Genomic DNA, 25,937 nt, shown 5'->3' with positions numbered 1-25,937 from the left:
GACATGCAGAATGATCTTTTGGCTGCTGCCGCCAAGGCGGCAGACACTTCAACAGTAGTGGCACAGGCAGAAAACCTGCGCGCAGAGTTGAACCGGTATGCACATGCCTATTATGTGCTGGATAATCCCAGTGTGCCCGATGCTGAATATGACAGATTGTTTTCAGAACTTCAGCGGCTGGAAGAAACGCATCCCGAATTAAAAACCGTCGATTCACCTACTAACAGGGTGGGCGGAGCACCTTTGCCAGAATTTGGTCAGGTGCAACATGCTGTGCCCATGCTGTCATTGAATAACGGCTTTGAAGACGATGATGTCATTAATTTTGACCGTCGCGCCCGTGAGGGCCTGGATATTCAAAATGAAATTGTCTATGCAATAGATTTGAAGTTTGATGGACTGGCCATCAATCTGCGCTACGTCGATGGTGTCTTTACGCAGGCAGCGACGCGTGGTGATGGTTTTACAGGTGAAGATGTTACTGAGAATATTCGTACCATACGCAGCATTCCCTTGCGTTTGCGGATGGATAATCCGCCAAAGATACTGGATGTGCGTGGCGAAGTATTGATGTTCAAACGCGACTTTGAAAAACTCAATCAACGTCAGCGGGATGCTGGTGCCAAGGAATTCGCTAATCCGCGCAATGCTGCTGCCGGCAGCCTTCGCCAGCTTGATTCAAAGATTACTGCTAAACGTACTTTGCGTTTTTTTGCCTATGGCATAGGCTTGCTGGAAGGCATCAGCGTGCCGCCTTCTCATCGCGCCTTGCTGGACTGGTATAAACAGGCAGGCATCCCGGTCTGTGAAGAAAATGCTCTGGTCAGTGGTGCTTCTGGTTTGCTTGAATTTTACAAGGCTATTCAAACCAGGCGCGACAACCTGGATTATGAGATTGATGGCGTGGTCTATAAAGTCAATGATTTCGCCAGCCAGCAGTCACTTGGTTTTGTATCACGTGCGCCACGTTTTGCAATCGCTCACAAATTCCCGGCGCAAGAAGCGCTGACGACTGTACTGGATATAGAAGTGCAGGTTGGTAGAACCGGTGCGATCACACCCGTGGCCAGGCTGGCTCCTGTATTTGTTGGTGGCGTCACTGTAACCAATGCGACTCTGCACAATGAGGAAGAGATACAGCGCAAGGATATTCGCATAGGCGATACGGTTTCTGTACGGCGCGCAGGTGATGTGATACCGGAGGTTGTAGCGAGCATACTGGAAAAACGTCCGGAAGACTCACGCCAGTTTGTCATGCCAGTAGAATGCCCGATTTGTGGCTCGCCCATACAAAAACCTGAAGATGAAGCAATTGCCCGTTGCAGCGGCGGCTGGATAAAATGTACTGCGCAACGCAAAGGCGGCCTGTCGCACTTTGCTTCACGTAAGGCCATGAATATTGATGGTGTAGGAGAGCAGCTCATTGATCAGTTGGTCGACAAGAATGTCGTTACAACTGCCGCAGATTTGTATAAGCTTGGTCTGCGCGCGCTGGTTGAACTAGACCGCATGGCAGAGAAATCTGCTCAAAATGTATTGAGTGCGCTGGAAACATCCAAGCTGACGAGTTTTCCGCGCTTTATCTATGCGCTGGGCATACGCCATGTGGGCGAATCGACAGCAAAAGATCTTGCTGCGCATTTTGGCAATACAGACGCATTGATGAAGGCGACGGAAGAGCAGTTATTGGAAGTCTCAGATGTTGGACCAGTCGTAGCAAAATCCATCTTGCGCTTCTTTTCAGATTCGCTCAATGTGGAGCTGGTAGAGCAACTGCTGGCATCCGGGATACACTGGCCAGCGATCGAAGTGCAAGAAAAAGGTGAGCAGGTCCTGGCAGGCAAGACGTTGGTGCTGACGGGTACTTTGCCTACGCTGAGCCGTGATCAGGCGACAGAGATTATAGAAAAAGCCGGTGGAAAAGTCTCAGGATCAGTCTCCAAGAAAACCAGTTATCTGGTTGCTGGTGATGATGCGGGTAGCAAGCTGGTGAAGGCGCAAGAATTGGGTATCAATATTTTGACAGAAGCAGAATTGCTTCAACTTTGTTCCGGGAGCTGAAATGAGAAAAATTAAAAAAGCCGTATTTCCAGTGGCAGGTTTGGGTAGCCGTTTTTTGCCGGCCACCAAAGCGCAGCCAAAAGAGATGTTGCCTATCGTTGATAAGCCACTCATACAGTATGCGGTTGAAGAAGCAGTCGAGGCAGGTATTACTGAAATGGTATTCATCACCGGTAGAAATAAACGGGCGATTGAAGACCATTTTGATAAAGCCTATGAGCTGGAAAGTGAGCTGGAGGCAGCTGGCAAAGAAGCCTTGCTGGACCTAGTCAGAAACGTTATTCCAAAGAACATCAACTGCATCTATATACGCCAGACAGCAGCGCTCGGTTTGGGTCATGCAGTTTTGTGTGCTCGTCCTGTCATTGGTGATGATCCGTTTGCAGTTTTGCTGGCAGATGACTTGATGGATGCTGATGCTGGTCAACCTTCCGTCATGGCACAGATGGCTCGTCAGTATGAAGCAGAGGGTGGCAGCATTGTTGCAGTACAAAATGTACCGCGTGAATTTACCCGCCAGTACGGTATCGTCAGCGGCACACCTTACACTGATAGTCTGGAAAGAGTGCAGGGCATCGTTGAAAAACCTATGCCTGATGTAGCACCGTCCACGCTGGCCGTGGTTGGTCGTTATATTTTGTCTGGCCGTATTTTCTCTTACTTGGAAACTCTGGGTAAAGGTTCTGGTGGTGAAATCCAACTGACTGATGGTATTGCTGCCATGCTCAAAGATTTTCCTGTCTATGCTTTCCGCCCCAATGCGACGCGTTATGACTGTGGCTCAAAACTGGGCTATCTGAAGGCCAGCGTTGCCTTGGGCTTGAAGCACAAGGAAACAAGTGCGGAATTCTCTGAATATCTGCAGTCCTTGAAATAAGTAATAATAAAATACGGCCAGGCAGTATCTGGCCGTATTTATATGCAAATCATTTATTAAACATCTGGTGCATCATGATCCATCCTATCCTCAAAATGGGCGACGCCCGGCTATTAAGAGTTGCAGATCAAGTGACTGCGTTTAACACGCCAGAATTGCATGAGCTTATCAAGGATATGTTTGAGACCATGATTGCTGCTAATGGCGCAGGTCTGGCAGCACCGCAGATAGGCGTGAACCTGCAACTGGTTATTTTCGGTTTCAAGAACAACCCGCGCTATCCTGATGCGCCTGTTGTCCCGGAGACAGTGCTCATCAATCCGGTATTGACGCCTTTGTCGGAAGAGACTGATGACGCGTGGGAGGGCTGTTTATCCGTGCCTGGCATGCGCGGCCTGGTGCCACGCTGGAGTGCTCTACGTTATGAAGGCTATGATCAGTTCGGTACGCGCATCTCACGCGATGTAGATGGCTTCCACGCCCGCGTGGTGCAACATGAATGCGATCATTTAAATGGCATCTTGTACCCCATGCGCATACGCGATCTGACGCAATTTGGTTTTACTGAAGTTTTATTTCCTGAGCTTGATCCTAACGACGACGATTGAGTTATTGTTTTCCAGGCAAAAAGGGCAAGAATGTCGATTCTTGCCCTTTTGTTTTATATGATACAGATTAAAACTGCTCATCTTCCCGCAGATAGCGCCACTGTCCTTCTGGCAATTTACCCAGTTTGATCTTGCCTATGCGCACACGTTTCAGGCCTATGACTTTCAGACCTACCATGTCGCACATACGTCTGATCTGGCGTTTCTTGCCTTCACGCAGGATGAAATTTAACTGGTCTTCATTTTGCCAGGTGACTTTGGCAGGCAGGAGTTTTTTGCCATCGAGAGATAAGCCATGATTCAGGCGGCGCAGGTCTGCATCTGGCAAGCGCCCTGGTTTGCTGTATTGCACGCGCACCAGATATTCCTTTTCCACGACCGTGGTTTCACCAATCAAATGCTTGGCTATGCGGCCATCCTGGGTCAATACCAGCAAACCGACTGAATCGATATCCAGACGGCCAGCAGGTACCAGGCTACGCAATTGGGTAGGGTGGAACTGAGTATCAACCTCGTCTTCAGCCCAGCGGTTTTCTGGCTTTATCAAGGCGATTGCCGGGGTGTAGCCATCTTCGGCCTGGCCACTGACGAAACCAACGGGCTTGTTAATGAGTACAGTCACGCGTTTGGATTGTTCGGCTGCAGCTTGTCTTTCCACCGTCACTTTTTGGTGGGGCAATACCTTGCTACCCAGCTCAGAGATGACGGTGCCGTCGACCCGGACCCAGCCACGGGCTATCCATTCATCGGCCTCGCGGCGGGAGCAAAGGCCAAGTTCGGACATGCGTTTGGAGAGTCTTACAAGTTCAGTCATGATTCTTTTAGAGTAGTCTTGCCTGGGTCTGGTTATAGCTCAGGCAAGGATGGTGATTATTCGGTTGCGGTATTATATTTGCCAGCGCTTAGATCCTGAGCGCATCCAGCAAATCGGTTTCAAATTGTATCTGGCTGCGGGCACCTTGCAGGGCCTGGCCATCAACGATGAAAACGTCTTCGACCCTTTCGCCAAGGGTCATGATCTTTGCGGTATGTAAATTGATTTTATACTTGGTCAGAATATTTGCAACCGCATACAGCAAACCATTTCTGTCATTCGCAGAGATGGATAATAAATAATACTGGCCCCGGTCATCAGGCCGTAAATCTACCGTTGGCACGATAGGGAAGGTGCGTGACATACGTGACAAGCGCCCGGGGTTTGGCGGAGACAATGGGGTTTGACGCGTCAGAATTTCAATCAATTCGTGTTCAATCAAATTGATAATGTCGCGATAATTTTTGGCAAAAGCCGGTTCTATTACAAGGAAGGTATCGAGGGCATAACCATTCTTGCTGGTATGAATTTTTGCATCAAGAATGCCGAAATTCTTGCTGTCAAAATAATTGCAGATGCGTGCAAACAAGTCAGGCTGATCTTTGACATACACGGTAATCTGCAGGCCTTCACCTATGGGTGACAGCCGACATTTCACTACGGGTATCTGGCTGTCTATGCGGTCATGCAAGGCGCGCGTTTGCCAGGCGATGTCGGAGGCGTCATGACGCAGGAAGTAGGCAACATCAAGCTGCTGCCAGAATTTTTCATGCGCATCAGGTGCCAGGCCATACAAGCGCAGAGCTTTTAATGCATCTTCCTGCCGATTCTTCAGTTCCCTGTCCTTGCTGGGCGTTTCGCCGCCCAGTACACGCAGGGTCATACGGTACAAGTCTTCCAGCAACTTGCCTTTCCAGGCATTCCAGACCTTAGGGCTGGTGCCACGGATATCTGATACCGTCAGCAAATACAAGGCGGTGAGATGGCGCTCATCCTTGACCACATTGGCAAAATTTTGCACGACGTCAGGATCTGACAAATCCTGCTTTTGTGCCACATGCGACATGGTAAGGTGTTTTTCAACCAGAAAGATGATCAGTTCGGTGTTGGCCTTGCTCAGTCCATGGTCGTAACAGAATTTTTTGGCGTCTGCCATGCCTAGCAGCGAATGATCGCCACCACGTCCCTTGGCGATATCGTGGAATAAAGCCGCAATATACAAAACCCAGGGTTGATTGAAGTTGGCCATCAACTGGCTGCAGAAGGGATATTCATGCGCATGCTCAGGCATGGTAAAACGGCGCAAATTGCGTACTACCATGAGGATATGCTGATCTACCGTGTATGCATGAAACAGATCGTGTTGCATCTGGCCTATGATGCGACGGAAATTCGGCAGATAGCGCCCGAGTATGCTCATCTGATTCATACGCCTCAAAGCATGCGTGATGCCTTGTGGCGATTGCAGAATTTGCAGGAACAATGATCTATTGAAAATGTCATGCCGGAATTCAGCATCAATCAGCAAGCGCGCATGCCATAGTGCGCGTAAGGTCCTGGCTGTCATGCCCTTGAGTTCACCATGTCTGGCCATGGCCAAAAATACTTCCAGTATGGTCGATGGATTTGCTTCAAAGGTATCATCTCTCGCGATATCTATGAAGCCATTCACCTCATTGAAGTGTTCATTGATGGGGCGTGGTACTGAGGGCTGAGGAAACAATACTGCTTCGATATTTTGCAGCAATACCGTATTGAGTTGGGTAACCGCCTTGGCAGCCCAGTAATAGCGCTGCATCAGGTATTCGCTGGCGCGTCTGGATTCTGTGGTCTTGAAGCCAAAGGTTTCTGCTATCGGCGTCTGTATATCAAAAATCAGGCGATCTTCACGACGGCCTGCATGGATATGCAGTCGTATGCGTATGTCTTTGAAGGCACGTTCATTGCGTTTCAACTGACGTGCTTCAGCATCAGTGATCAGGCCACGTTCTGCCAGTTCACGCCAGGAATTGCCTAGATTTGCTGCCTTGGCGACCCACAGTATGACTTGCAAGTCCCTCAGTCCGCCCGGGCTTTCCTTACAGTTTGGCTCCAGGCTATAGGGTGTATCTTCATATTTGACGTGGCGCTGTTGCAGTTCCAGGAGTTTTTCCTGGAAAAACTTTTGCGGCTGCATGGCTTCCGCATACTGCTGCTGCATTTCCTTGAATAGTTTACGGCTACCAGTAACCAGGCGTGCTTCCAGCAGGCTGGTTTGCACAGTAATATCTGCTGCAGATTCCTGCATGCATTCATCAATGGTGCGTATGCTGTGGCCTATATCCAGGCCTATATCCCAGAAAAGTTGTACCAGTTTTTCCAGCTTGTCGCGAAAGGCTGCGTCTGGCCTTTGCTGCAGTAAAATCAGGACGTCGACGTCGGAGTAGGGGAACAACTCACCACGACCATAGCCACCGACAGCTACCAGTGCTGCCTCTTTCGGAAAATCAAAATAACGCCAGATTTTGCTAAGCTGCTGATCGACATTCCGGCACAAATCATGCAGCAGTTGCTCTGCCTTATGATTTTCCTTGAACGCATTGATAACGATCAGTTGCGCTGATTTCAGCTCTTCCTTGAAAGAGAGTGCCGGTGTCTGCATGTGGCCAGAGCCTTAATCGAATTTAAGCGAGTTTGATGAAATCTGGAATAGGCGGATAGCCTGCCGACAAAGTCAACACTTCATAACCGGTTTCAGTGACCAGAACGGTATGCTCCCACTGGGCCGAGAGGCTGCGATCCTTGGTTTTGATGGTCCAGCCATCCGGCATTTCCTTGATATCGCGGCGACCAGCGTTAACCATGGGCTCTACCGTGAAAATCATGCCTGGCAATAATTTTTCCATAGTGCCTGGCTTGCCGTAATGCATGACTTGTGGCGCTTCATGGAAAATCTTGCCTATGCCGTGACCGCAAAATTCGCGCACGATGCTATAGCCAGCTCTTTCAGCATGTTGTTGTATGACGTGGCCGATATCACCCAGATGGGCGCCTGGTTTGATTTTATCTATGCCCAGCCACATGCATTCATAAGTGATGGCACTCAGGCGCTTGGACAAAATGGACGGTTCACCCAGCAAGAACATGCGGCTGGTGTCGCCATGGTACCCGTTTTTGATGACAGTAATATCCAGATTGACTGAGTCGCCATCTTTGAGGACTTTATCGCCTGGTATACCATGGCAAATGACATCATTGACTGATGTGCAAATCGCTTTTGGATAAGGTGTGTAGCCTGGTGGGCAGTAGTTCAGCGGGGCAGGGATGGCGCCTTGCACATTGACCATGAATTCGTGGCATAAGCGATCAAGTTCACCCGTGCTGATGCCTACTTTGACAAATGGGGTAATGTAATCAAGGACTTCCGAAGCCAGTTTGCCGGCGATGCGCATGCCGGCGATATCTTCCGGCGTCTTTATAGTGATAGCTTCCATACGTTTCTTGTCGTTTGCCAGGGCTTGCATAGTGAATTGCTGACATTGCCCCGGCATTTCTGCCTGGCGGAGTCAGATTCATTGAGTGGCTAAGCCCTGATCTGAGTAAAATTGCGAAGTGTTGCAGAATCGTGTTGCAAAACCACAATTATAGTCTATGAAAGGGCCTGTCGCATTGCCCTGGCGCCACCTCAGCGACTACCTCTTAAACGCAGCACTTGAGGGAAATGCAGTTTTCATAGTAGAATAGATGGTTAGCTTGTAGATGTATAGAAATACGGTACTTGCTAATTAATTTTTTATCAATCGAATCCGGTCGAAAAGGGTGTCTTGCAGCGTTTAAATTAATAGTAAATATTAATTCGCTCAGATCACTGGCTGGATTCAAGACCTAACCCTGGAGTTATTATGTCTGTAACAATGCGTGAAATGCTGGAAGCTGGTGTGCACTTTGGTCACCAAACCCGTTTTTGGAACCCAAAAATGGCACCGTACATCTTCGGCCATCGCAACAAGATTCATATCGTTAACCTGGAAAAAACACTGGCAATGTACCAGGACGCGATGAAGTACATCCGTCAATTGTCTTCCAATCGCGGCACAGTGCTGATGGTTGGCACCAAGCGTCAATCCCGTGACATCATCGCAGCAGAAGCACAACGTGCTGGCATGCCTTTCGTTGATCAGCGCTGGTTGGGTGGTATGTTGACTAACTTCAAAACAGTCAAAACATCCATCAAACGCCTGAAAGACATGGAAGCTTCCATCGAAGACGGTTCTGTTGAGAAACTGTCCAAAAAAGAAGCCCTGATGTTCCAGCGCGAAATGATCAAGCTGCAAAAATCCATCGGTGGTATCAAGGATATGGGCGGCGTTCCTGATGCAATTTTCGTGGTTGACGTTGGCTACCACAAAGGTGCGATCACTGAAGCAGCGAAACTGGGTATCCCGGTTATCGGCGTGGTTGATACTAACCACTCCCCAGAAGGTGTTGCATACATCATCCCAGGTAATGATGACTCCTCCAAAGCAATCGCTTTGTATGCTCGCGGTGTTGCCGATTCCATCCTGGAAGGCCGTGCAAACGCAGTAAACGAAGTTTTGGAAGCTGTTAAGCCAGGTTCTGATGAGTTTGTAGAAGTAGAACAAGCTTAATTGCCTGTTCTGGCACATGGTTTCAAGCTGCCGATGGTGGCTTGAAACAAAAAATGGGGCAACAGTCGTTCGCCCTTTTTTTTAAACAAAATTTGATATCGGTGTTTTTTAAACACCCTTGAACTAGGAGAATGACATGGCAGCGATTACAGCAGCTTTGGTAGGTGCACTGCGCGCAAAAACAGATGCGCCAATGATGGAATGCAAAAAAGCGCTGACAGAAGCAGAAGGCGATATGGACCGTGCGGAAGAGATTCTGCGTGTAAAACTGGGCAGCAAAGCTTCCAAAGCATCTTCCCGTATTACTGCAGAAGGCGTAGTCGCATCTTTCATCTCTGGCAACGTCGGCTCCCTGATCGAAGTTAACTGCGAAACAGACTTCGTCACCAAGAATGATGACTTCCTGGCACTGGCAAATACTTGTGCAAAACTGATCGCCGAACACAATCCTGCTGATATCGCAGCTTTGGGTGCATTGCCACTGGATGGCAAAACAGTTGAAGAAGTGCGCGCAGCACTGGTTGGTAAAATCGGCGAAAACATGTCTTTCCGTCGCTTTGTTCGTTTTGATACTACAGCTAAACTGGTTTCTTACCTGCATGGCACACGTATCGGCGTGGTTGTTGAATTTGACGGCGCGGATGAACAAGTTGGTAAAGACGTAGCGATGCACATCGCTGCAATGAAGCCAGTATCCCTGTCTTCTGACCAAGTACCTGCTGAATTGATCGAAAAAGAGCGCTCTGTAGCAGCTCTGAAAGCAGCAGAATCCGGTAAGCCAGCAGATATCGCTGAAAAAATGGTTGAAGGTTCCGTACAGAAATTCCTGAAGGAAGTTTCTTTACTGAATCAAACATTCGTTAAGAATGACAAGCAAACAGTTGAACAGATGTTGAAATCTGTGAATACAACTGTAAAGGCATTCACCATGTTCGTAGTTGGTGAGGGCATTGAGAAGAAGCAAGATGACTTCGCCGCAGAAGTGGCCGCGCAAGTGGCCGCAGCAAAACAAGCGTAATTGGCGAAATAAAAAAACGGGCCGAAAGGCCCGTTTTTTTAAATCCAGCGATTGTAAGTATTTGTGTCTGAGCATCAAATTTATGTATTCAGGTGTAAATATGAGTGGGTGATAAGTGGGTAGTGCTCCATTTGCTTTGTATATTGCCTGACCGGGCTAGTTTACAAATCAAATGGTTATTGAAGAGCCTTATCCAGGCTGTTTCATCCAGTACGCATTTCTTTTAAACTATTTAAACTACCAGAAGGAGTCCTATCATGACAAAACCTGCTTACAAGCGTGTGCTCTTGAAGCTCTCTGGCGAAGCCCTGATGGGCGATGATCCGTTTGGCATTAATCGTGCGACGATAGAGCGCATGGTGGCCGATGTGGCCGAAGTATCAAGGATGGGCGTAGAACTGGCCATCGTTATTGGTGGCGGCAATATCTTCCGTGGCGTGGCACCTGGTGCGCAAGGCATGGACAGGGCAACTGCAGACTACATGGGTATGCTCGCTACCGTCATGAATGCCCTGGCTTTATCTGATGCCATGCGCCAGGTTGGCCTGACCTCACGCGTCATGTCAGCTATCGCTATTGACCAGGTCGTCGAGCCTTATGTGCGTCCAAAAGCATTGCAATATCTGGAAGAAGGCAAGGTTATCGTATTTGCCGCCGGCACTGGCAATCCCTTCTTTACTACCGACACTGCAGCAGCTTTGCGCGGCTCGGAAATCGGTGCCGAAATCGTCTTGAAGGCAACCAAGGTTGATGGCGTTTACACAGCTGATCCTAAAAAAGATCCTGCTGCAACGCGTTATACGACGATTTCATTTGATGAGGCCATCGCCCGTCACCTGCAGGTAATGGATGCAACAGCCTTCGCTCTTTGCCGCGATCAGAAACTGCCTATCAAGGTATTTTCCATTATTAAACCAGGCGCATTGAAGAATGTCATTCTGGGGGCAGACGAAGGCACCTTAGTGCACGTATAATCCTGCACTTTGGATTGTTTCATATTAATTCGGCAAGGAGCACGGCAAGACCCGTTGCTCATGCCAAGATGTACAGGAGAGCGCCATGAGCGTAGCAGATATTAAAAAAAGTTCTGACCAGCGTATGCAAAAGTCTATCGAGACTTTGAAGGCTGATTTATCCAAAGTTCGCACAGGCCGTGCCCACACCGGCATTCTGGATCACGTCCAGGTTGATTACTACGGCACACCTACCCACATCACACAAGTTGCCAATGTCACTTTGATCGATGCCCGCACCATTGGTGTGCAGCCTTGGGAAAAGAAGATGCTGAATGCGATTGAAAAAGCAATTCGTGATGCTGATCTGGGTCTGAATCCATCATCTCAGGGTGAGCTGATTCGCGTGCCAACACCGCCGTTGACTGAAGAGCGCCGCAAGGAAATGGTCAAGCTGGTCAAGACAGAAGGTGAGAGCGCCAAGATCGCTATTCGTAATATTCGTCGTGATTCCAATGAATCCCTGAAGAAGTTGCTTAAAGAAAAAGAATGCTCTGAAGATGATGAGCGTCGTGCGCAAGATGATATCCAGAAATTGACAGACAAGTTTGTTGCTGAAGTGGACAAGCTGCTGGCAGACAAAGAAAAAGAAGTGTTGACAGTATAAGTCGTCTCCCGCGTATCAACACATTCTGGATTTACATGACCCATACAAGTTCCACCAAGGAAATTCCGGCAGTTGGCGCAATTCCTAAACACATAGCAATTATCATGGACGGCAACGGGCGCTGGGCAACCAAGCGCTTTTTGCCGCGTGTCGCTGGTCATGTCAAGGGCGTGGAGGCGGTCAGGGGGATGGTTGAGGCCTGCGCCAAGCGCGGCGTTTCTTATCTGACCCTGTTTGCCTTCAGTTCAGAAAACTGGCGCCGGCCTGCTGAAGAAGTATCATTATTGATGCGTTTGTTTGTCACAGCTCTTGAAAAAGAGGTGGCCAAGATGCATGCGAATAATATACGTTTGAAAGTGGTTGGCGACCTCACTCGTTTTGATGCGCATTTGCAGAAAATGATTACTGCTGCCGAAGAAAAAACAGCAAATAATCAAGGGCTTACAGTGACCATTTGTGCAAATTACGGTGGCCGTTGGGACATTATCCAAGCCATGAACCGGCTACAAAAAGATCGCATTGCTGCTGGACAATCAGGGCAGGACGTGACGGAGGATCAGCTTTCTGCCTATCTTTCCATGGCATATGCACCTGAGCCTGATTTGTTTATCCGTACCGGCGGGGAAACGCGTATTTCCAATTTCCTGCTGTGGCAACTTGCGTATAGTGAATTCTATTTTACGGATACCTTTTGGCCAGATTTTGATGCGGCAGCGCTGGATACCTCTATACAATCTTACCAAAACCGCGAACGTCGTTTTGGCAGGACCAGTGCGCAAGTGACCGAACAAACTTCCACACAAGAAAGCAAGTAATGCTAAAAACCCGTGTATTGACTGCCCTGGTTCTGTTGGCGATCTTGCTGCCAGTGCTGTATTCAGCGAATTTTTATGCTTTTACAGCGTTGGCACTGGCATTTTTTGCAGCCGCCATGTGGGAGTGTCAGCGTTTATTCAAAAAGCCTGGCACTATCGTCATGACTGTACTTTGGACAGGTTTGCTGGCATATTGCCTGTTCCATCTAAAAGATTTTTCCTATCTCCTGTTATTTGCTCTGAGCACCGCTTTCTGGGCACTCAGACTGGTTCCGACTTTAGCCAGGGGCTTGCCACAGGCACATAATTTTTCCAGCGGTATTTTGAGCACCCTGTATGGCATCAGTATCTTTGCCTGCTTTGTGGCGATTGCTGTTTTCTTCCAGCAGCAGTCACCCATGTATCTGTTTTCTGTCATGGCGATTGTCTGGGTTGCCGACATTGCTGCTTATTTCTCTGGCAAAGCCTTTGGCAAACACAAGCTTGCACCAAGCATATCTCCGGGCAAATCCTGGGAGGGGGCTATTGGAGGCTGGATTTTTGTATTGATACTGGCTACGGCGACCAGTTTTATTCCTGCCTTGCAAAATACTTTTACCGCACAATTGCTCTCCAGAAAAGGCTGGCTCATCTTCATTGCTGCCATGACTTTAATCACAGCAGCCAGTGTAGTAGGGGATTTGTTTGAATCATCCCTCAAGCGTCGTGTTGGCATGAAAGATAGTAGTAATCTGTTGCCTGGCCATGGTGGTGTACTGGATAGAATAGATGCCTTGATTCCTGTTCTTCCTCTTGCTGCATTAGTAGACTTGTGGCGATAAATTATATGCAAAAAAAACAGCAACTTTGCATATTGGGAGCAACAGGGTCCATAGGTGTTTCTACTTTGGACGTGGTAGCCCGTCACCCTGATCGTTATGGCGTTTTCGCTCTTACTGCGCATACACAAGTAAAAAACCTTGCGGAGCAATGTGAGCAGTTCTTGCCTCAGATTGCCGTAGTCGGCACGGCGCAGGCTGCTGATGAATTATCCATTCTCCTTAAGGAAAAGCATTTACATCAGATCCAGATTTTGTTTGGTCCTGAGGCCTTATGTGCTGTCGCCAGCGCAAATGAGTGCGATAGCGTAATGGCTGCCATAGTCGGTGCAGCTGGATTGCCTGCTTCGTTAGCTGCTGCAAAAGCAGGCAAGAAGGTCTTGCTGGCAAATAAGGAAGCACTGGTCATGTCTGGCCAGTTGTTTATTGATGCCATCAAAGATAGTGGCGCTGCCTTATTGCCGATCGACAGCGAGCACAATGCCATTTTTCAGTGCTTGCCTGGTAACTATAACCGCCAACCTGGCCAGCATGGCATCCACAAGATCTTGCTGACAGCCTCGGGCGGCCCATTTTTACATAGGGATGTAAATACGCTTGATGATGTCACGCCTGAGCAGGCAGTAGCTCATCCCAACTGGGTCATGGGGCGAAAAATATCCGTTGATTCAGCCACGATGATGAACAAGGGCCTTGAAGTCATAGAAGCACACTGGTTGTTTGCCACGCCAGCTGAGCAGATAGAGGTCGTCATTCATCCACAAAGCGTTATTCATTCCATGGTGTCCTACACTGACGGCTCGGTCCTGGCTCAGATGGGTAATCCGGATATGCGCATTCCGATCGCTTATGGCATGGCTTACCCTGAACGCATGGATTCTGGCGTTGCCCCCCTGGATTTGCTGAAGGTGGCCAGTTTAAATTTCATTAAACCGGATTTCCAACGCTTCCCCTGCCTGCAATTGGCCTATGACGCCTTGAAAGAAGGGAAATCTGCTGCAACCATATTGAACGCAAGTAATGAAGTTGCTGTCCAAGCGTTTTTGGATAAAAGAATTGGTTTTCGCATGATTAATCAAGTCATAGAGCAGACGCTGAGCAAGGTGGCAGCAACGGAGGCTCTTGATCTGGAAAGCATATTGGCCTGTGATGCAGAAGCGCGCCGCGTGGCTGAGGCAATGCTGTCCTCATGATTGTATTACACGATATTCTGGCCTTCCTTGTGACTCTGGGTATCCTGGTCACTATTCATGAATTTGGGCACTATATCGTCGCACGCTGGTGCGGCGTTAAAGTATTACGATTTTCCTTGGGCATGGGAAAAGTTGTCTATTCCAGGCGATTTGGCAAAGATCAGACAGAATGGGCAATTTCCATATTGCCTTTGGGTGGCTACGTCAAAATGCTGGATGCCAGGGAAATGGGCGCAGAAAATATTGCCGCCAGTGAACTGCCGCGTGAGTTTTGTCAACAGTCCGTGTGGAAACGTATAGCCATCGTTTCTGCAGGGCCCATTGCTAATTTCTTATTGGCTATTTTCCTGTACACGATTTTGTTTGTTCATGGTGTGCCCGAGCCTGTAGCGAAGCTGAGGGTTATTCCTGATACTTCTATCGCTTACCAGGCCGGTTTGCGCTATGGTGATTTGATTACCACTGTCAATGGTGAGCAGGTGCAAGGCTGGACTGAATTTCGCTGGAAAATGATGCAGGCTGGCGTGGCAGGGGCTAACTCAGTGCTTGAGGTGCAGCGTTTTGATGATGCAATACAAGGCGGTACAAAACATATTTCCATCAGCGTACCTTTAAAGCAATTTAACGCTAAAGATGTTGATAGCGACATTCTTAACTACTTGGGCCTGAATCTTGCCCGTAGCAGGGAAGTTGTTCTGAAAAGATTTCTGCCAGAAAGCCCAGCTTTGCGTGCTGGCTTGCAGGAAGGTGACCGCATTCTCGAAGTGGGTCAGAAACCTTTGCTGGATGTCATTGATTTTATTCAGGTCGTCAACGCCAACCCGGCTAAGCCGTTGAAGCTACTGGTCCAAAGAAAACAAGAGAAGTTTGAAATAGAAGTAACTCCTGCCAGCCAGGATGCCAATGGCAAGACAGTAGGCGTACTTGGGGTAGAGTTGCAAGCCGCATTACCCGAAATGGTGATGGTTCAGGCGAATCCCCTGCAAGCCTTTGTGAAGTCAGTTGAAAAAACCTGGGATACAAGTATCTTTAGCCTGAAAATGATAGGCAAAATGCTCACTGGAAATGCTTCTCTGAAGCATATAACCGGACCTTTAACCATAGCAGACTATGCAGGACAGACCTCTCGTAGTGGCCTGATTACCTATCTTGGTTTTATCGCCGTCATCAGTATCAGTCTGGGAGTGATGAATTTGCTACCCATACCGGTTTTGGATGGAGGGCATTTGTTGTATTATTCGCTGGAAGTTTTAATCGGGAAACCTTTGCAAGACCGTTATGTCGAAATGGGTCAGCGTATCGGAGTGTTTTTGCTATTGATGATGATGGCAATAGCTTTTTTTAATGACATTGTCCGACTGATACCATACTTTGGCAGACTAATGTCATAATAGTCGGCTTGATGACAGCAACTCATTTCAGATAGCAATATTGAGAGTATTGAAAGAAATTTATACCCAATGAAATTACATATCGAGCAGTTCACTTTAGCCCATTTTCGTCGTCATGCATTATCTTTGGCTGCATTTGCACTTTGCACCGGAAATGCACTCGCGATTGAGCCCTTCACCGTCAAGGATATACGTGTAGAAGGCTTGCAACGGACGGAGGCCGGTACTGTATTTAGCTATTTGCCTGTCAAAGTTGGTGAGCAATTTGATGACGCAAAAAGTACAACTGCGATCAAATCCCTGTACGCAACGGGTTTTTTCAAGGATGTTCAGATAGAGGCGCAGGATGGTGTCCTGATCGTTTTGCTGGAAGAACGCCCAACCATTGCTGGCGTGGAATTTACTGGCACTAAAGAATTTGAGAAGGATGCGCTGGTCAAGGCACTGAAAGATATCGGTGTTGGTGAATCGCGCATTTTCGACAAGGCGACAGTGGACCGCGCCGAGCAGGAATTGAAACGCCAATACTTGTCCAAGGGCTTGTATGGCATGCAAATCACTACCACCATCACGCCGATAGAGCGTAATCGTGTGAATGTTACTTTTGCTGTCGACGAAGGTGAAGTTGCCAAAATCGCACAAATCAATATTATCGGAAACAAGGCTTTTTCTGATGGTGAAATTCGTGACTTGCTGACTTTGACCACGCCAGGCTGGTTTACCTGGTACACCAAAGCTGATCAATATTCCAAGCAAAAACTGTCTGGTGATATAGAAACTTTGCGTTCTTTTTACCAAAACCGTGGCTATCTGGAAATGCAAATCCTGTCTACGCAGATTTCCATCACACCAGATAAAAAAGATATCTACATCACCATCAATCTGGACGAAGGTGATAAATACACTGTTTCTGATATCAAGCTCGAAGGCGATACCCTGGGGCGTGAAGAAGAATTGGCTTCTCTGTTGTTGTTGAAGAGTGGCAATATTTACAATGCTGCCCGTCTGACTGAGAGTACCAAGCGTATTTCTGAACGCATGGGTAATTTTGGTTATGCCTTTGCCAACGTCAATGCCAATCCTGTACTGAATAAAGAAAAGAAAGAAGTTGCTTTCACCATCTTTGTTGATCCGGGCAAGCGTGTGTATGTTCGTCGTATCAATCTGGCAGGCAATACGCGTACGCGTGATGAAGTTATCCGCCGCGAATTCCGTCAGTTTGAAAGCTCATGGTATGACGGTGAGAAAATCAAGACTTCGCGTGACCGCGTAGAGCGCCTTGGCTATTTCAAGGATGTCACAATAGAAACGCCTGAAGTGCCGACCAGCGTTGATCAGGTCGACGTCAATTTGACCGTAACTGAAAAACCTACTGGTAACCTGATGTTTGGTGCCGGTTACTCCAGTGCAGAAAAACTGACATTGACAGGTTCCATCCAGCAAGCCAATGCCTTCGGTAGCGGTGACACGATAGGCCTGGATGTGAATACCAGCCGCCAGAACCGTACTATCGCGGTGGCGCATACTGATCCTTACTTTACCGATGATGGTGTTAGCCGTAACATAGAATTGTATCTGCGCACGACGCGTCCTATCATAGGTAGTACTGGTGACTACAAGATTCAGACTACCGGTGGTGCTTTGCGCTTTGGTGTACCATTCTCTGAAGTTGATACGGTATTCTTTGGTCTCGGTTTTGAACGTACCAAGGTTGAGACTTATTATTTGAGCCCACCACGCTATTTGCAGTATGTCGCGGATTATGGCAATGGCAGCAAGGATATCAATAGCATCAATTATGGTATCGGTGAGGCAGTGACCAATTCCTACCCTCTGACAGCGGCATGGCAAAGGGATAGCCGGGACAGTGTATTGACGCCAACGATAGGTCGCTACCAGCGTGCCAATCTGGAGCTGGCTGCTTTCGGTAGCTTTAAATACTACCGCGCCATTTATAATGCGCAATTGTTCCAGCCTATTTATCGCTCTGTTGTTCTGGCACTGAATGGCGAATTTGACTATGGCCATGGTTTGGGTGGCAAGCCATTCCCATTGTTTAAAAACTTCTATGCTGGTGGTATAGGCTCTGTGCGTGGCTATGAGCCATCCTCATTGGGTACCAGAGATCCTAACGGTGACGCGCTTGGTGGTTCAACCAGGGTACTGGCCAACGTAGAATTGCAAATTCCTTTCCCTGGTGCGGACAAGTCCTTGCGCTGGTTTACCTTCGTGGATGGTGGTAATGTATTTGATGAAGGTCAGAAAATCAGGCCAAAAGACTTACGCTTTTCTGCAGGTATAGGTATAAGCTGGATATCGCCGGTTGGTCCGTTGAAATTGAGTTTTGGTAAAGCCTTGAACGCTAAACCGGATGATAAGAAGCAGACATTCCAGTTCCAGATGGGAACAGGTTTCTAATTGTTTATACCTGGCTATATTTTGTTTTAGTACGTGTTACGGAGATTATTTTGAGTCAACATACTACCCCGACCAAATTGTTGCAACGTTTGATGGTTTGTGCGGCTTGCGTCCTCAGCGTTGCTCAAGCTCAGGCCCAGGACACAAAAATAGCCATCTTTGATTCTCAAAGGGTGATGCGTGAATCCGTGCCGGCAAAAGCGGCAGAAGCCAAGCTGAAAGTTGAATTCCAAAAGCGTGGTGAAGAGCTGGAAAATCTGGCAAAGAAATTAAAGGCGACTGCTGAAAAGTATGAAAAAGATGCGCCTTTATTATCGGAAGCTGACCGTGTGGTTCGCCAGCGTGAAATTACCGAACTGGACCAGACTTTCAAGCGCAAGCAACGCTCTTACAATGAAGATGTGAATCAGCGTCAGAACGAAGAGATCGCGTCTTTGGTAGAGCGTGCGCAAAAAGTGATCAAGCAAATTGCCGAAGTGGAAAAAATTGATCTGGTCTTGCAAGATTCTGTTTACCACAGCGCCCGTATCGACATCACTGACAAAGTTCTCAAAGCACTCTCCAAATAATTCCTATGACCACAAGCATTCGGCTGGGTGAATTGGTCGATCGCTTCGGTGGTCAATTGACTGGTTCACCTGAAATTACTGTCACTGGCATTGCTCCTTTGAGTGAAGCTGGTGAGCAGCATATTACCTTTTTATCCAATCCCAAATTACGTCATCAAGCTGCGGCCACTCAGGCTGCTGCATTGATACTGACGCAGGCAGACTTTGAGCAAATTGGCAAAGATTATGCTGGTATTTGCCTGATAGTCCCGCAGCCCTATGTGTATTTCGCGCGTGCGGCGCAATATTTCGCCTCGCTTAATGCGATACCTGCAACGACAGGCGTGCATCCTGCTGCCTGGGTCAGTCCGCAGGCAATCGTGGCAGCAACTGCCAGCATAGGCGCCAATGTCAGTATCGATGCTGAAGCCGTGATTGGTGAGCATGTCGTTATCAAGCCAGGCGCAGTAATAGGCCGCGGAGTAGTGATAGGTGACAATAGCCTGATCCACGCCAATGTCAGCATTTATGACTATTGCGTATTGGGACAGCGTTGCATCGTCCATTCTGGTGCGGTGATAGGTGCAGACGGTTTTGGCTTTGCCAATGAAAAAGGCCAATGGATTAAAATCCCGCAAACGGGCAGGGTGCTGGTTGGTGACGATGTAGAAATCGGCGCAAACACCAGCATAGACCGTGGCGCTTTAGCTGACACCATCATAGAAGAAGGTGTAAAGCTGGATAACCAGATACAAATTGGTCATAACTGCCACATAGGCGCTCATACTGCCATGGCTGGCTGCGTGGGTGTGGCGGGTAGTGCCAAGATAGGTAAATATTGCACATTCGGTGGCGCGGCCATGGTGCTGGGTCACCTGACCATCGTCGATAATGTGCATATTTCATCTGCCAGCATGGTATCGCGTTCCATCCTGGAACCAGGCCAATATACCGGCTTCTACCCCTTGGCAAAGAATGCCGACTGGGAAAAAACTGCTGCCATCGTACGCAATTTATCGGGTATGCGTGAAAAAATGCGCTATCTCGAAAAAACAATGAAAACACTGACTGAAAAAGATCATGAATAGCCTGGACATCAATCAAATCAAAGAATACCTCCCGCATCGTTATCCAATGTTGCTGGTCGATCGCGTACTGAACTGGGAAAATGGCAAAAGCATTACCGCCATCAAAAATGTCACGGCAAATGAAGAGTTCTTTAATGGACACTTCCCGAACAAGCCCGTCATGCCTGGCGTATTGATGATAGAAGCGATGGCACAGACTGCTGCCATACTCTCATTCCTGACTATGGGCCAAAAGCCGGATGAAAATACCATCGTGTATTTCCTCGGCATTGATGGCGCACGTTTCAAGCGTCCAGTTGAACCTGGTGACCAGTTGAAGATGGAAGTGGAAATCATCAAGGTTGCACGCGGTATCTGGAAATACAAGGCCAAAGCGACAGTCGATGGTCAATTGGCGGTAGAGGGCGAATTGATGTGCACCATGCGTACGAAAGAAGAAGCCAAGGAGAGCTAAATAATGCACATCCACCCAAGCGCACTGATCGACCCCAAGGCCCAACTGGATAGCTCAGTTGAAGTAGGTGCCTATTCGATTATTGGCCCCAATGTGAAGATAGCGGCAGGCACTAAAATAGGTCCGCATGTCGTCATTGAAGGGCATACGACGATAGGCAGCAATAATACTTTTTACCAGTTCTCGTCCATAGGTGCAGCACCGCAAGACAAAAAGTATGCGGGTGAGCCTACACGTCTGGAAATTGGCGACAATAACGTCATCCGTGAATTTTGCACCTTCAACCTGGGTACAGTGCAGGATGATGGCGTAACCCGTCTGGGTAACGATAACTGGATCATGGCTTATGTGCATCTGGCGCATGACTGCCAGGTCGGCAATAACGTCATATTCGCCAACAATGCCGCATTGGCTGGTCATGTGCACGTCGGTGACTGGGTGATTTTGGGTGGTTTTACCAATGTCCATCAATTCTGCAAGATAGGTGCGCATGCCATGTGCGGCATGGGTACTTCCTTGCTGCAGGATGTACCTCCCTTTGTCATGTTGAATGGTAACCCGGCGGCTGCCCACGGCATTAATGTCGAAGGTTTGAAGCGTCGCGGCTTTAGCCGCGAACAAATTTCCGCCATACGCCAGACTTATAAGCTGATTTATAAATCTGGCTTGACCCTGGAAGAAGCCAAAGCAGCGATAGATGCGCAAATTGCTGAACTGGAAGCAGATGTGGCCCTTCATGTGCAATCCATGCGCCACTTCCTGGATGCTGCAACACGCGGCATCGTTCGTTAAGCTGCTGTGACAACTCAAGCTAATCGCCCCATCATTGCCATGGTTGCCGGAGAAACCTCCGGCGACATGTTGGCCAACCGTCTATTGTCCGGCTTGCGCCCGGCTTTGCCTGATGCCCATATGCATGGCATAGGCGGCCCACGCATGGCTGAGCATGGCTTCATCAATGACTGGCCCATGGAGAAATTGTCTGTGCGCGGCCTGTTTGAAGTGCTGGCGCATTACCGTGAAATCAGCGGCATACGCAAGCAATTGCGTGAACAGTTGTTACTGGAAAGACCAGATGTTTTCATCGGTGTCGATGCGCCAGACTTTAACCTGGATCTGGAAATTCAGTTAAAGCGTGCGGGCATTCCCACCATGCATTACATCAGCCCATCCATCTGGGCCTGGCGTGGTGGTCGCATCAAAAAGATCGCCGAAGCCGTTTCCCACATGCTGGTGGTATTTCCCTTTGAAGAAGAGATATACCGCAAGGCAGGCATACCTGTGACCTATGTTGGTCATCCGCTGGCGCAAGTTATCCCCATGGAAACCGATATGGCTGCGGCCAGGGATGAGCTGGGCCTCGACAAGAATGCCAGAGTAGTCACGATCTTGCCGGGCAGCCGCATGTCCGAGCTTAAATACAATACTGAAGCATTCATTCAAACAGCAAAAATCCTCTGCCAGCGTGACCCACAATTGCAGATCGTCGTACCCATGGCAGGCGACAAACAGCGCAGTTATTACATCAAACTGGTGGTTGATGCCAAGCTCGATGATGTACCGGTGCTGCTGATAGATGGCCGTTCACATACGGCTATTGCCGCAGCGGATGCGGTGCTGGTTGCCTCTGGCACAGCCTCACTGGAAGTGGCCTTGTTCAAAAAGCCCATGGTGATTGCCTACAAGATGATGGAAGCTTCATGGCAGATTTTGCGGCACATGGGTTACCAGCCCTGGATAGGTTTGCCAAATATTCTTGCTCGTGAATTCCTCGTGCCAGAGTTTTTGCAGTCGGCTGCCAGGCCAGATGCAATGGCAGATGCATTGTGGCAGCAATTAAGTGACGAAGCTTTGCAGCAGCGCCTGAAACAGCGTTTCGTCGATATGCATCATTCACTCTTGCGCGATACCGCCAATGTCTCGGCGCAAGCTGTATTACAATTAATTTCGGCAAAATGAGGCTTTCGCCCCTGACTGTAGACAACACGCCAGATTTCCTTGAAGAGTAGCAAGCATGTACGTAGATTCCCATTGTCATATCAATTTTCCTGAACTGGCTGAGCGTTTGCCTGAGATATTGGGCAAGATGCAGGAAAATGGTGTGACTCATGCCTTATGCGTCTCGGTGGATTTGCCCGATTTTCCACAAGTGCTGGCACTGGCTGAGCAATATCCTCATATCTACGCCTCCGTAGGCGTACATCCTGATTATGAGGAAACTGAAGAACCAACAGCAGAGCAATTAGTCAGGCTGGCGGATCACGATAAAATTATCGCCATTGGTGAAACCGGGCTTGACTACTTTCGCTTGAAGGGTGACCTTGAATGGCAGCGTGAACGTTTCAGACAGCATATCCGCGCCTCCCGCATTTGCCGCAAGCCCCTGATCATTCATACACGAGCAGCGGCTGAAGATACCATACGCATCATGAAAGAAGAGGGTGCAGGCACAGAGCAGGGTGGTGTGGCTGGCGTCATGCATTGTTTTACCGAATCGCTGGAAGTGGCACAAGCCGCAGTAGATCTGGGGTTTTATATTTCATTTTCAGGTATTCTGACCTTCAAGAGTGCCAAAGATTTACAGGCAGTAGCAAAAGCTTTGCCGCTGGAACGCATTTTGATAGAAACTGATTCTCCCTATCTGGCACCCGCACCGCACCGCGGCAAAATGAATGAACCTGGTTTTGTACGGCATGTAGGTGAATTTTTGGCAGACTTGAAAGGCATCTCAGTCAAGGAAGTACAAGAAACCACGACCAGAAATTTCTTCCAATTATTTCAATTTGCTCATTGAGGCCTGATATGCAAACAAGCTTGTCATCTGCATTAATCCCTGGAAGATTTTATTTGCGATGCCTGGTTTGCTTATTGCTGTGCTTATCTTCTGCCTGCGCTTTTGCTGATGATCATGATGACCTGATTTTTGCAGTACGTTTTGACCAGGTAAACAAGGTCAATGATTTAGTTAAACGCGGCCTCAGTGTCAATGCCACAGAATCTACCCGTGGCGAAACTTTACTGATGATTGCCCTGCGCGAAAAATCAAAAAAAGTTTTCCATTACTTGCTTGACCACAAAGACATCAAACTCGAAGCCAGGGCGGCGAATGGCGATACCATTCTGATGTTGGCAAGTTATCTGGATAATTTGCCGTTTGTTAAGGCAGTCATTGAGCATGGTGCCGAGATTAATCAAGTAGGCTGGTGTGCCTTGCACTATGCGGCTGCCGGCGGCAATAAGAATATCGTTGCCTTATTGCTGGAGAATTCTGCCTATATTGATGCTGAATCACCCAACAAAACCACTCCCCTGATGATGGCTGCCCGTTCAGGCAAGCATCTTATTGTCAATTTATTGCTGGAGGAGGGGGCTGACCCCTCTTTGAAAAACGACTTGGGTTTGACGGCTCTCGACTTTGCCATCGAAGTCGAACAAAGAGAAATTGCTGCTGTGCTGAAAGAACGCATGCAGGCGGTCAAGAAATAAAATTTTGCATCGCAACATCTTGCCTGCAAAACAAAGTCTATGTTAAAGTTCGCGCATCTCATTTTCGGAGCACATCTGTGGACAGTTATAGTTGTCGATCATCACTCAACTTGGCAATGTAAGCACAGATTTTCTCTTGCTACCTTGCCATTTGGCGGGTAGTAGTCTTTCGCAGCAGTCGTGCTGCCCTCTACTTTTACCCCTGTTTTAAATTTTGCGTGGCGCTGATTGCCTGTCAGCTGGCTATTGTTTTGCCGCGTAGTTTATCTTTGTCCAGACTTCAGTCTGTGGCAGGAGGGTTGGTATGTCTCGTTTTTTCTTTCTCACCCTGAGTGAGTCAAGGAGCATTCATGTTTGAACTGTTCCGTTTTCAAGCGCGCGATGCCGTCACTGAAAGTAAAGGTCCAAATCGCTGGGATTGGGCTTTACTTCCGTTGGTGCTGGCTATATTGGGCATTTTTGCATTTGCCGCCATGCAAATGAGCCGTCCTTTCGCCGTGGGCGAGGCTTTGCAGATCAGCCTTGATCCTGCCTATCTGCCTTATTATTTATTGCGCACGATTTTGCGCATGTTTACGGCACTGGCTTTTTCCCTAATTTTCAGCCTTATATTTGCAGCCATTGCGGCCAAATATGTGGCAGCTGAAAAAGTCATGATACCGGCTCTGGACATCTTGCAATCCGTGCCTATTCTTGGCTTTCAGGCGATTGCAATTGCACCTTTTATTGCCTTGTTCCCTGGTAATTTGCTGGGCGTGGAATGCGCAGCCATTTTTGCGATTTTCACGTCCCAGGCATGGAATATGGCATTCAGCCTGTATCAATCTATACGCAATGTGCCGCCTGAATTGAAAGAGGCAGCACAGATTTTCAGGCTCTCTGGCTGGCAGCGCTTCTGGCGACTCGAATTACCATTCGCTATGCCAGGTTTGCTGTGGAATATGATGATGTCCATGTCCGGTGGCTGGTTTTTCCTGGTGGCGGCAGAGGCGATTTCTGTCGCAGGACAAGACATTAAACTACCGGGCATAGGCTCCTATATTGCGGTAGCGATTGGAGCCAGGGACGGCATGGCCATCACCTGGGCAATTGCGGCCATGCTCATCGGTATTTTGTTGTATGACCAATTATTTTTCCGTCCCTTGCTGGCATGGGCTGACAAGTTCCGTTTTGAAGAATCACAAGGTGAGACAGCACAACAATCATGGCTGCTGGACTGGATGCGCAGCAGCCGTTTGTTCCGTGCCTGGATAGCCAGATTCTGGCTTTTCCTTGGGCGTGGCTTGTCATGGTTTAGTATGCAGGGTGATGGTACTACTGTGCAGGTAAATCAGCGCTTCACCCATCCGGCCTGGCCTAAAGTCCTGGACGCAGCTTTGTTGCTGGCCTCTGTTTTTGCCATGTACAGCCTGTTCATTTTCATACACAGTGTGGTGGGCTGGGCTGAAGTGGCGCATGTACTGGGCCTGGGTTTGATTACCCTGGTGCGTGTCATGTTGCTGATTGCCCTCGCTTCATTGTTCTGGGTGCCGGTGGCTGTCTGGATAGGTTTGCGCCCCCAATATTCACAAAAAGTGCAGGCAATGGCGCAGTTTTTGGCAGCGTTTCCTGTGAACCTGATGTTCCCCCTGGTGGTATTTGCCATGGTGACTTTCAAACTGACACCAAATATCTGGCTCAGCCCCTTGATGGTGTTTGGTACGCAGTGGTACATCCTGTTCAATGTCGTGGCTGGTGCTGCCACTATTCCCAATGAACTGCGGCTGGCTGCAGACAACCTGGGTTTGAAAGGCTGGCTGAAGTGGAAGCGCGTATATTTGCCTGCTGTTTTCCCCAGCTACATCACAGGTGCAATCACAGCCAGTGGCGGCTCATGGAATGCCAGTATCGTGGCTGAATATGTCACCTGGGGTAAAACCACGCTGGTGGCCGATGGCCTGGGTAGTTATATCAAGCAAATGACGGAAACTGGGGACTTTCACCGTATCGCTTTAGGCATAGGCGTGATGTGCATATTCGTCATGCTGCTGAACCGTTTTTTCTGGCGCAAATTGTATTTGCTGGCCGAAGACCATCTGCGTTGAGCCATAGCGCTTACAG

23 protein-coding genes are annotated in these 25,937 nt (G+C 48.5%); 20 read left to right on the top strand and 3 right to left on the bottom strand.

Annotation, left to right across the window (positions count from 1 at the left end; all coding sequences use genetic code 11):
- Positions 1–3 precede the first annotated feature (3 nt).
- From ligA to def, 3 genes are all read left to right on the top strand, one after another.
- Positions 4–2,061 carry an NAD-dependent DNA ligase LigA gene (gene ligA / locus DFR42_RS03440; RefSeq protein ID WP_110253524.1) on the top strand — a complete coding sequence of 686 codons (2,058 nt, stop codon included), beginning with the start codon at positions 4–6 and terminating at the stop codon, positions 2,059–2,061.
- 1 nt (position 2,062) lies between these two features.
- On the top strand, positions 2,063–2,938 hold the full coding sequence (gene galU, locus DFR42_RS03435) for a UTP--glucose-1-phosphate uridylyltransferase GalU (RefSeq protein WP_110253523.1): 876 nt from the start codon (positions 2,063–2,065) through the stop codon (positions 2,936–2,938).
- Between the two features lie 74 nt (positions 2,939–3,012).
- Positions 3,013–3,546, top strand: coding sequence for a peptide deformylase (gene def / locus DFR42_RS03430; protein WP_425450862.1), 534 nt, complete (start codon positions 3,013–3,015; stop codon positions 3,544–3,546).
- 67 nt (positions 3,547–3,613) lie between these two features.
- Here def and DFR42_RS03425 read toward each other — a convergent pair whose 3' ends face one another.
- From DFR42_RS03425 to map, 3 genes are all read right to left on the bottom strand, one after another.
- The gene (locus tag DFR42_RS03425; RefSeq protein ID WP_110253521.1) at positions 3,614–4,360 is read right to left on the bottom strand and encodes a pseudouridine synthase; all 747 of its coding nucleotides are present in this window, start codon (positions 4,358–4,360) and stop codon (positions 3,614–3,616) included.
- An 88-nt stretch (positions 4,361–4,448) separates the two neighbouring features.
- Positions 4,449–7,001: a [protein-PII] uridylyltransferase gene (locus tag DFR42_RS03420; protein ID WP_110253520.1), complete on the bottom strand. Its 2,553-nt coding sequence runs from the start codon at positions 6,999–7,001 to the stop codon at positions 4,449–4,451.
- Between the two features lie 22 nt (positions 7,002–7,023).
- Positions 7,024–7,863 (bottom strand): type I methionyl aminopeptidase, encoded by an 840-nt coding sequence (gene map / locus DFR42_RS03415; protein WP_110253519.1) that lies wholly within the window; start codon positions 7,861–7,863, stop codon positions 7,024–7,026.
- Between the two features lie 378 nt (positions 7,864–8,241).
- Here map and rpsB point away from each other — a divergent pair, with 378 nt between their 5' ends.
- The 17 genes from rpsB to DFR42_RS03330 all read left to right on the top strand — a co-directional run bounded on the left by rpsB (position 8,242) and on the right by DFR42_RS03330 (position 25,921).
- Positions 8,242–8,988, top strand: a complete 747-nt coding sequence (gene rpsB / locus DFR42_RS03410; protein WP_110253518.1) for a 30S ribosomal protein S2 — start codon at positions 8,242–8,244, stop codon at positions 8,986–8,988.
- A gap of 136 nt (positions 8,989–9,124) precedes the next feature.
- A complete protein-coding gene (gene tsf / locus DFR42_RS03405) occupies positions 9,125–10,006 on the top strand; it encodes a translation elongation factor Ts (RefSeq protein ID WP_110253517.1) in 882 nt (293 codons plus the stop codon).
- Between the two features lie 257 nt (positions 10,007–10,263).
- The gene (gene pyrH / locus DFR42_RS03400; protein WP_110253516.1) at positions 10,264–10,980 is read left to right on the top strand and encodes a UMP kinase; all 717 of its coding nucleotides are present in this window, start codon (positions 10,264–10,266) and stop codon (positions 10,978–10,980) included.
- An 85-nt stretch (positions 10,981–11,065) separates the two neighbouring features.
- Positions 11,066–11,626, top strand: a complete 561-nt coding sequence (gene frr / locus DFR42_RS03395) for a ribosome recycling factor (protein ID WP_110253515.1) — start codon at positions 11,066–11,068, stop codon at positions 11,624–11,626.
- A gap of 35 nt (positions 11,627–11,661) precedes the next feature.
- Entirely contained in the window at positions 11,662–12,441 is a 780-nt protein-coding gene (locus DFR42_RS03390; RefSeq protein WP_110253514.1) for an undecaprenyl pyrophosphate synthase, read from the top strand.
- Positions 12,441–13,262, top strand: coding sequence for a phosphatidate cytidylyltransferase (locus DFR42_RS03385; RefSeq protein ID WP_110253513.1), 822 nt, complete (start codon positions 12,441–12,443; stop codon positions 13,260–13,262). Before DFR42_RS03390 ends, DFR42_RS03385 begins: the two co-directional genes overlap by 1 nt.
- A gap of 5 nt (positions 13,263–13,267) precedes the next feature.
- The gene (gene ispC / locus DFR42_RS03380; RefSeq protein WP_110253512.1) at positions 13,268–14,452 is read left to right on the top strand and encodes a 1-deoxy-D-xylulose-5-phosphate reductoisomerase; all 1,185 of its coding nucleotides are present in this window, start codon (positions 13,268–13,270) and stop codon (positions 14,450–14,452) included.
- A complete protein-coding gene (gene rseP / locus DFR42_RS03375; protein ID WP_110253511.1) occupies positions 14,449–15,843 on the top strand; it encodes an RIP metalloprotease RseP in 1,395 nt (464 codons plus the stop codon). Before ispC ends, rseP begins: the two co-directional genes overlap by 4 nt.
- A gap of 69 nt (positions 15,844–15,912) precedes the next feature.
- A complete protein-coding gene (bamA, locus tag DFR42_RS03370; RefSeq protein WP_110253510.1) occupies positions 15,913–18,261 on the top strand; it encodes an outer membrane protein assembly factor BamA in 2,349 nt (782 codons plus the stop codon).
- A gap of 50 nt (positions 18,262–18,311) precedes the next feature.
- Positions 18,312–18,830, top strand: a complete 519-nt coding sequence (locus tag DFR42_RS03365; RefSeq protein WP_425450861.1) for an OmpH/Skp family outer membrane protein — start codon at positions 18,312–18,314, stop codon at positions 18,828–18,830.
- Positions 18,831–18,835: 5 nt separating this feature from the next.
- Entirely contained in the window at positions 18,836–19,897 is a 1,062-nt protein-coding gene (gene lpxD, locus DFR42_RS03360; RefSeq protein ID WP_110253508.1) for a UDP-3-O-(3-hydroxymyristoyl)glucosamine N-acyltransferase, read from the top strand.
- Positions 19,890–20,351: a 3-hydroxyacyl-ACP dehydratase FabZ gene (gene fabZ / locus DFR42_RS03355; protein WP_110253507.1), complete on the top strand. Its 462-nt coding sequence runs from the start codon at positions 19,890–19,892 to the stop codon at positions 20,349–20,351. The genes lpxD and fabZ overlap by 8 nt, the downstream gene beginning before the upstream one ends.
- Before the next feature lie 3 nt (positions 20,352–20,354).
- Entirely contained in the window at positions 20,355–21,143 is a 789-nt protein-coding gene (lpxA, locus tag DFR42_RS03350) for an acyl-ACP--UDP-N-acetylglucosamine O-acyltransferase (protein WP_425450860.1), read from the top strand.
- Positions 21,144–21,182: 39 nt separating this feature from the next.
- Positions 21,183–22,310: a lipid-A-disaccharide synthase gene (gene lpxB, locus DFR42_RS03345; protein WP_110253505.1), complete on the top strand. Its 1,128-nt coding sequence runs from the start codon at positions 21,183–21,185 to the stop codon at positions 22,308–22,310.
- Positions 22,311–22,365: 55 nt separating this feature from the next.
- A complete protein-coding gene (locus DFR42_RS03340) occupies positions 22,366–23,145 on the top strand; it encodes a TatD family hydrolase (RefSeq protein ID WP_110253504.1) in 780 nt (259 codons plus the stop codon).
- 74 nt (positions 23,146–23,219) lie between these two features.
- Entirely contained in the window at positions 23,220–23,837 is a 618-nt protein-coding gene (locus DFR42_RS03335) for an ankyrin repeat domain-containing protein (protein ID WP_170133401.1), read from the top strand.
- Positions 23,838–24,187: 350 nt separating this feature from the next.
- Positions 24,188–25,921, top strand: coding sequence for an ABC transporter permease (locus tag DFR42_RS03330; RefSeq protein ID WP_110253502.1), 1,734 nt, complete (start codon positions 24,188–24,190; stop codon positions 25,919–25,921).
- The last annotated feature ends 16 nt before the right edge of the window (positions 25,922–25,937 follow it).

Origin of the sequence: Undibacterium pigrum (assembly GCF_003201815.1) — a bacterium.
GTDB classification, from domain to species: domain Bacteria; phylum Pseudomonadota; class Gammaproteobacteria; order Burkholderiales; family Burkholderiaceae_D; genus Undibacterium; species Undibacterium pigrum.
This window is presented reverse-complemented; position numbering and strand designations above follow the sequence as displayed.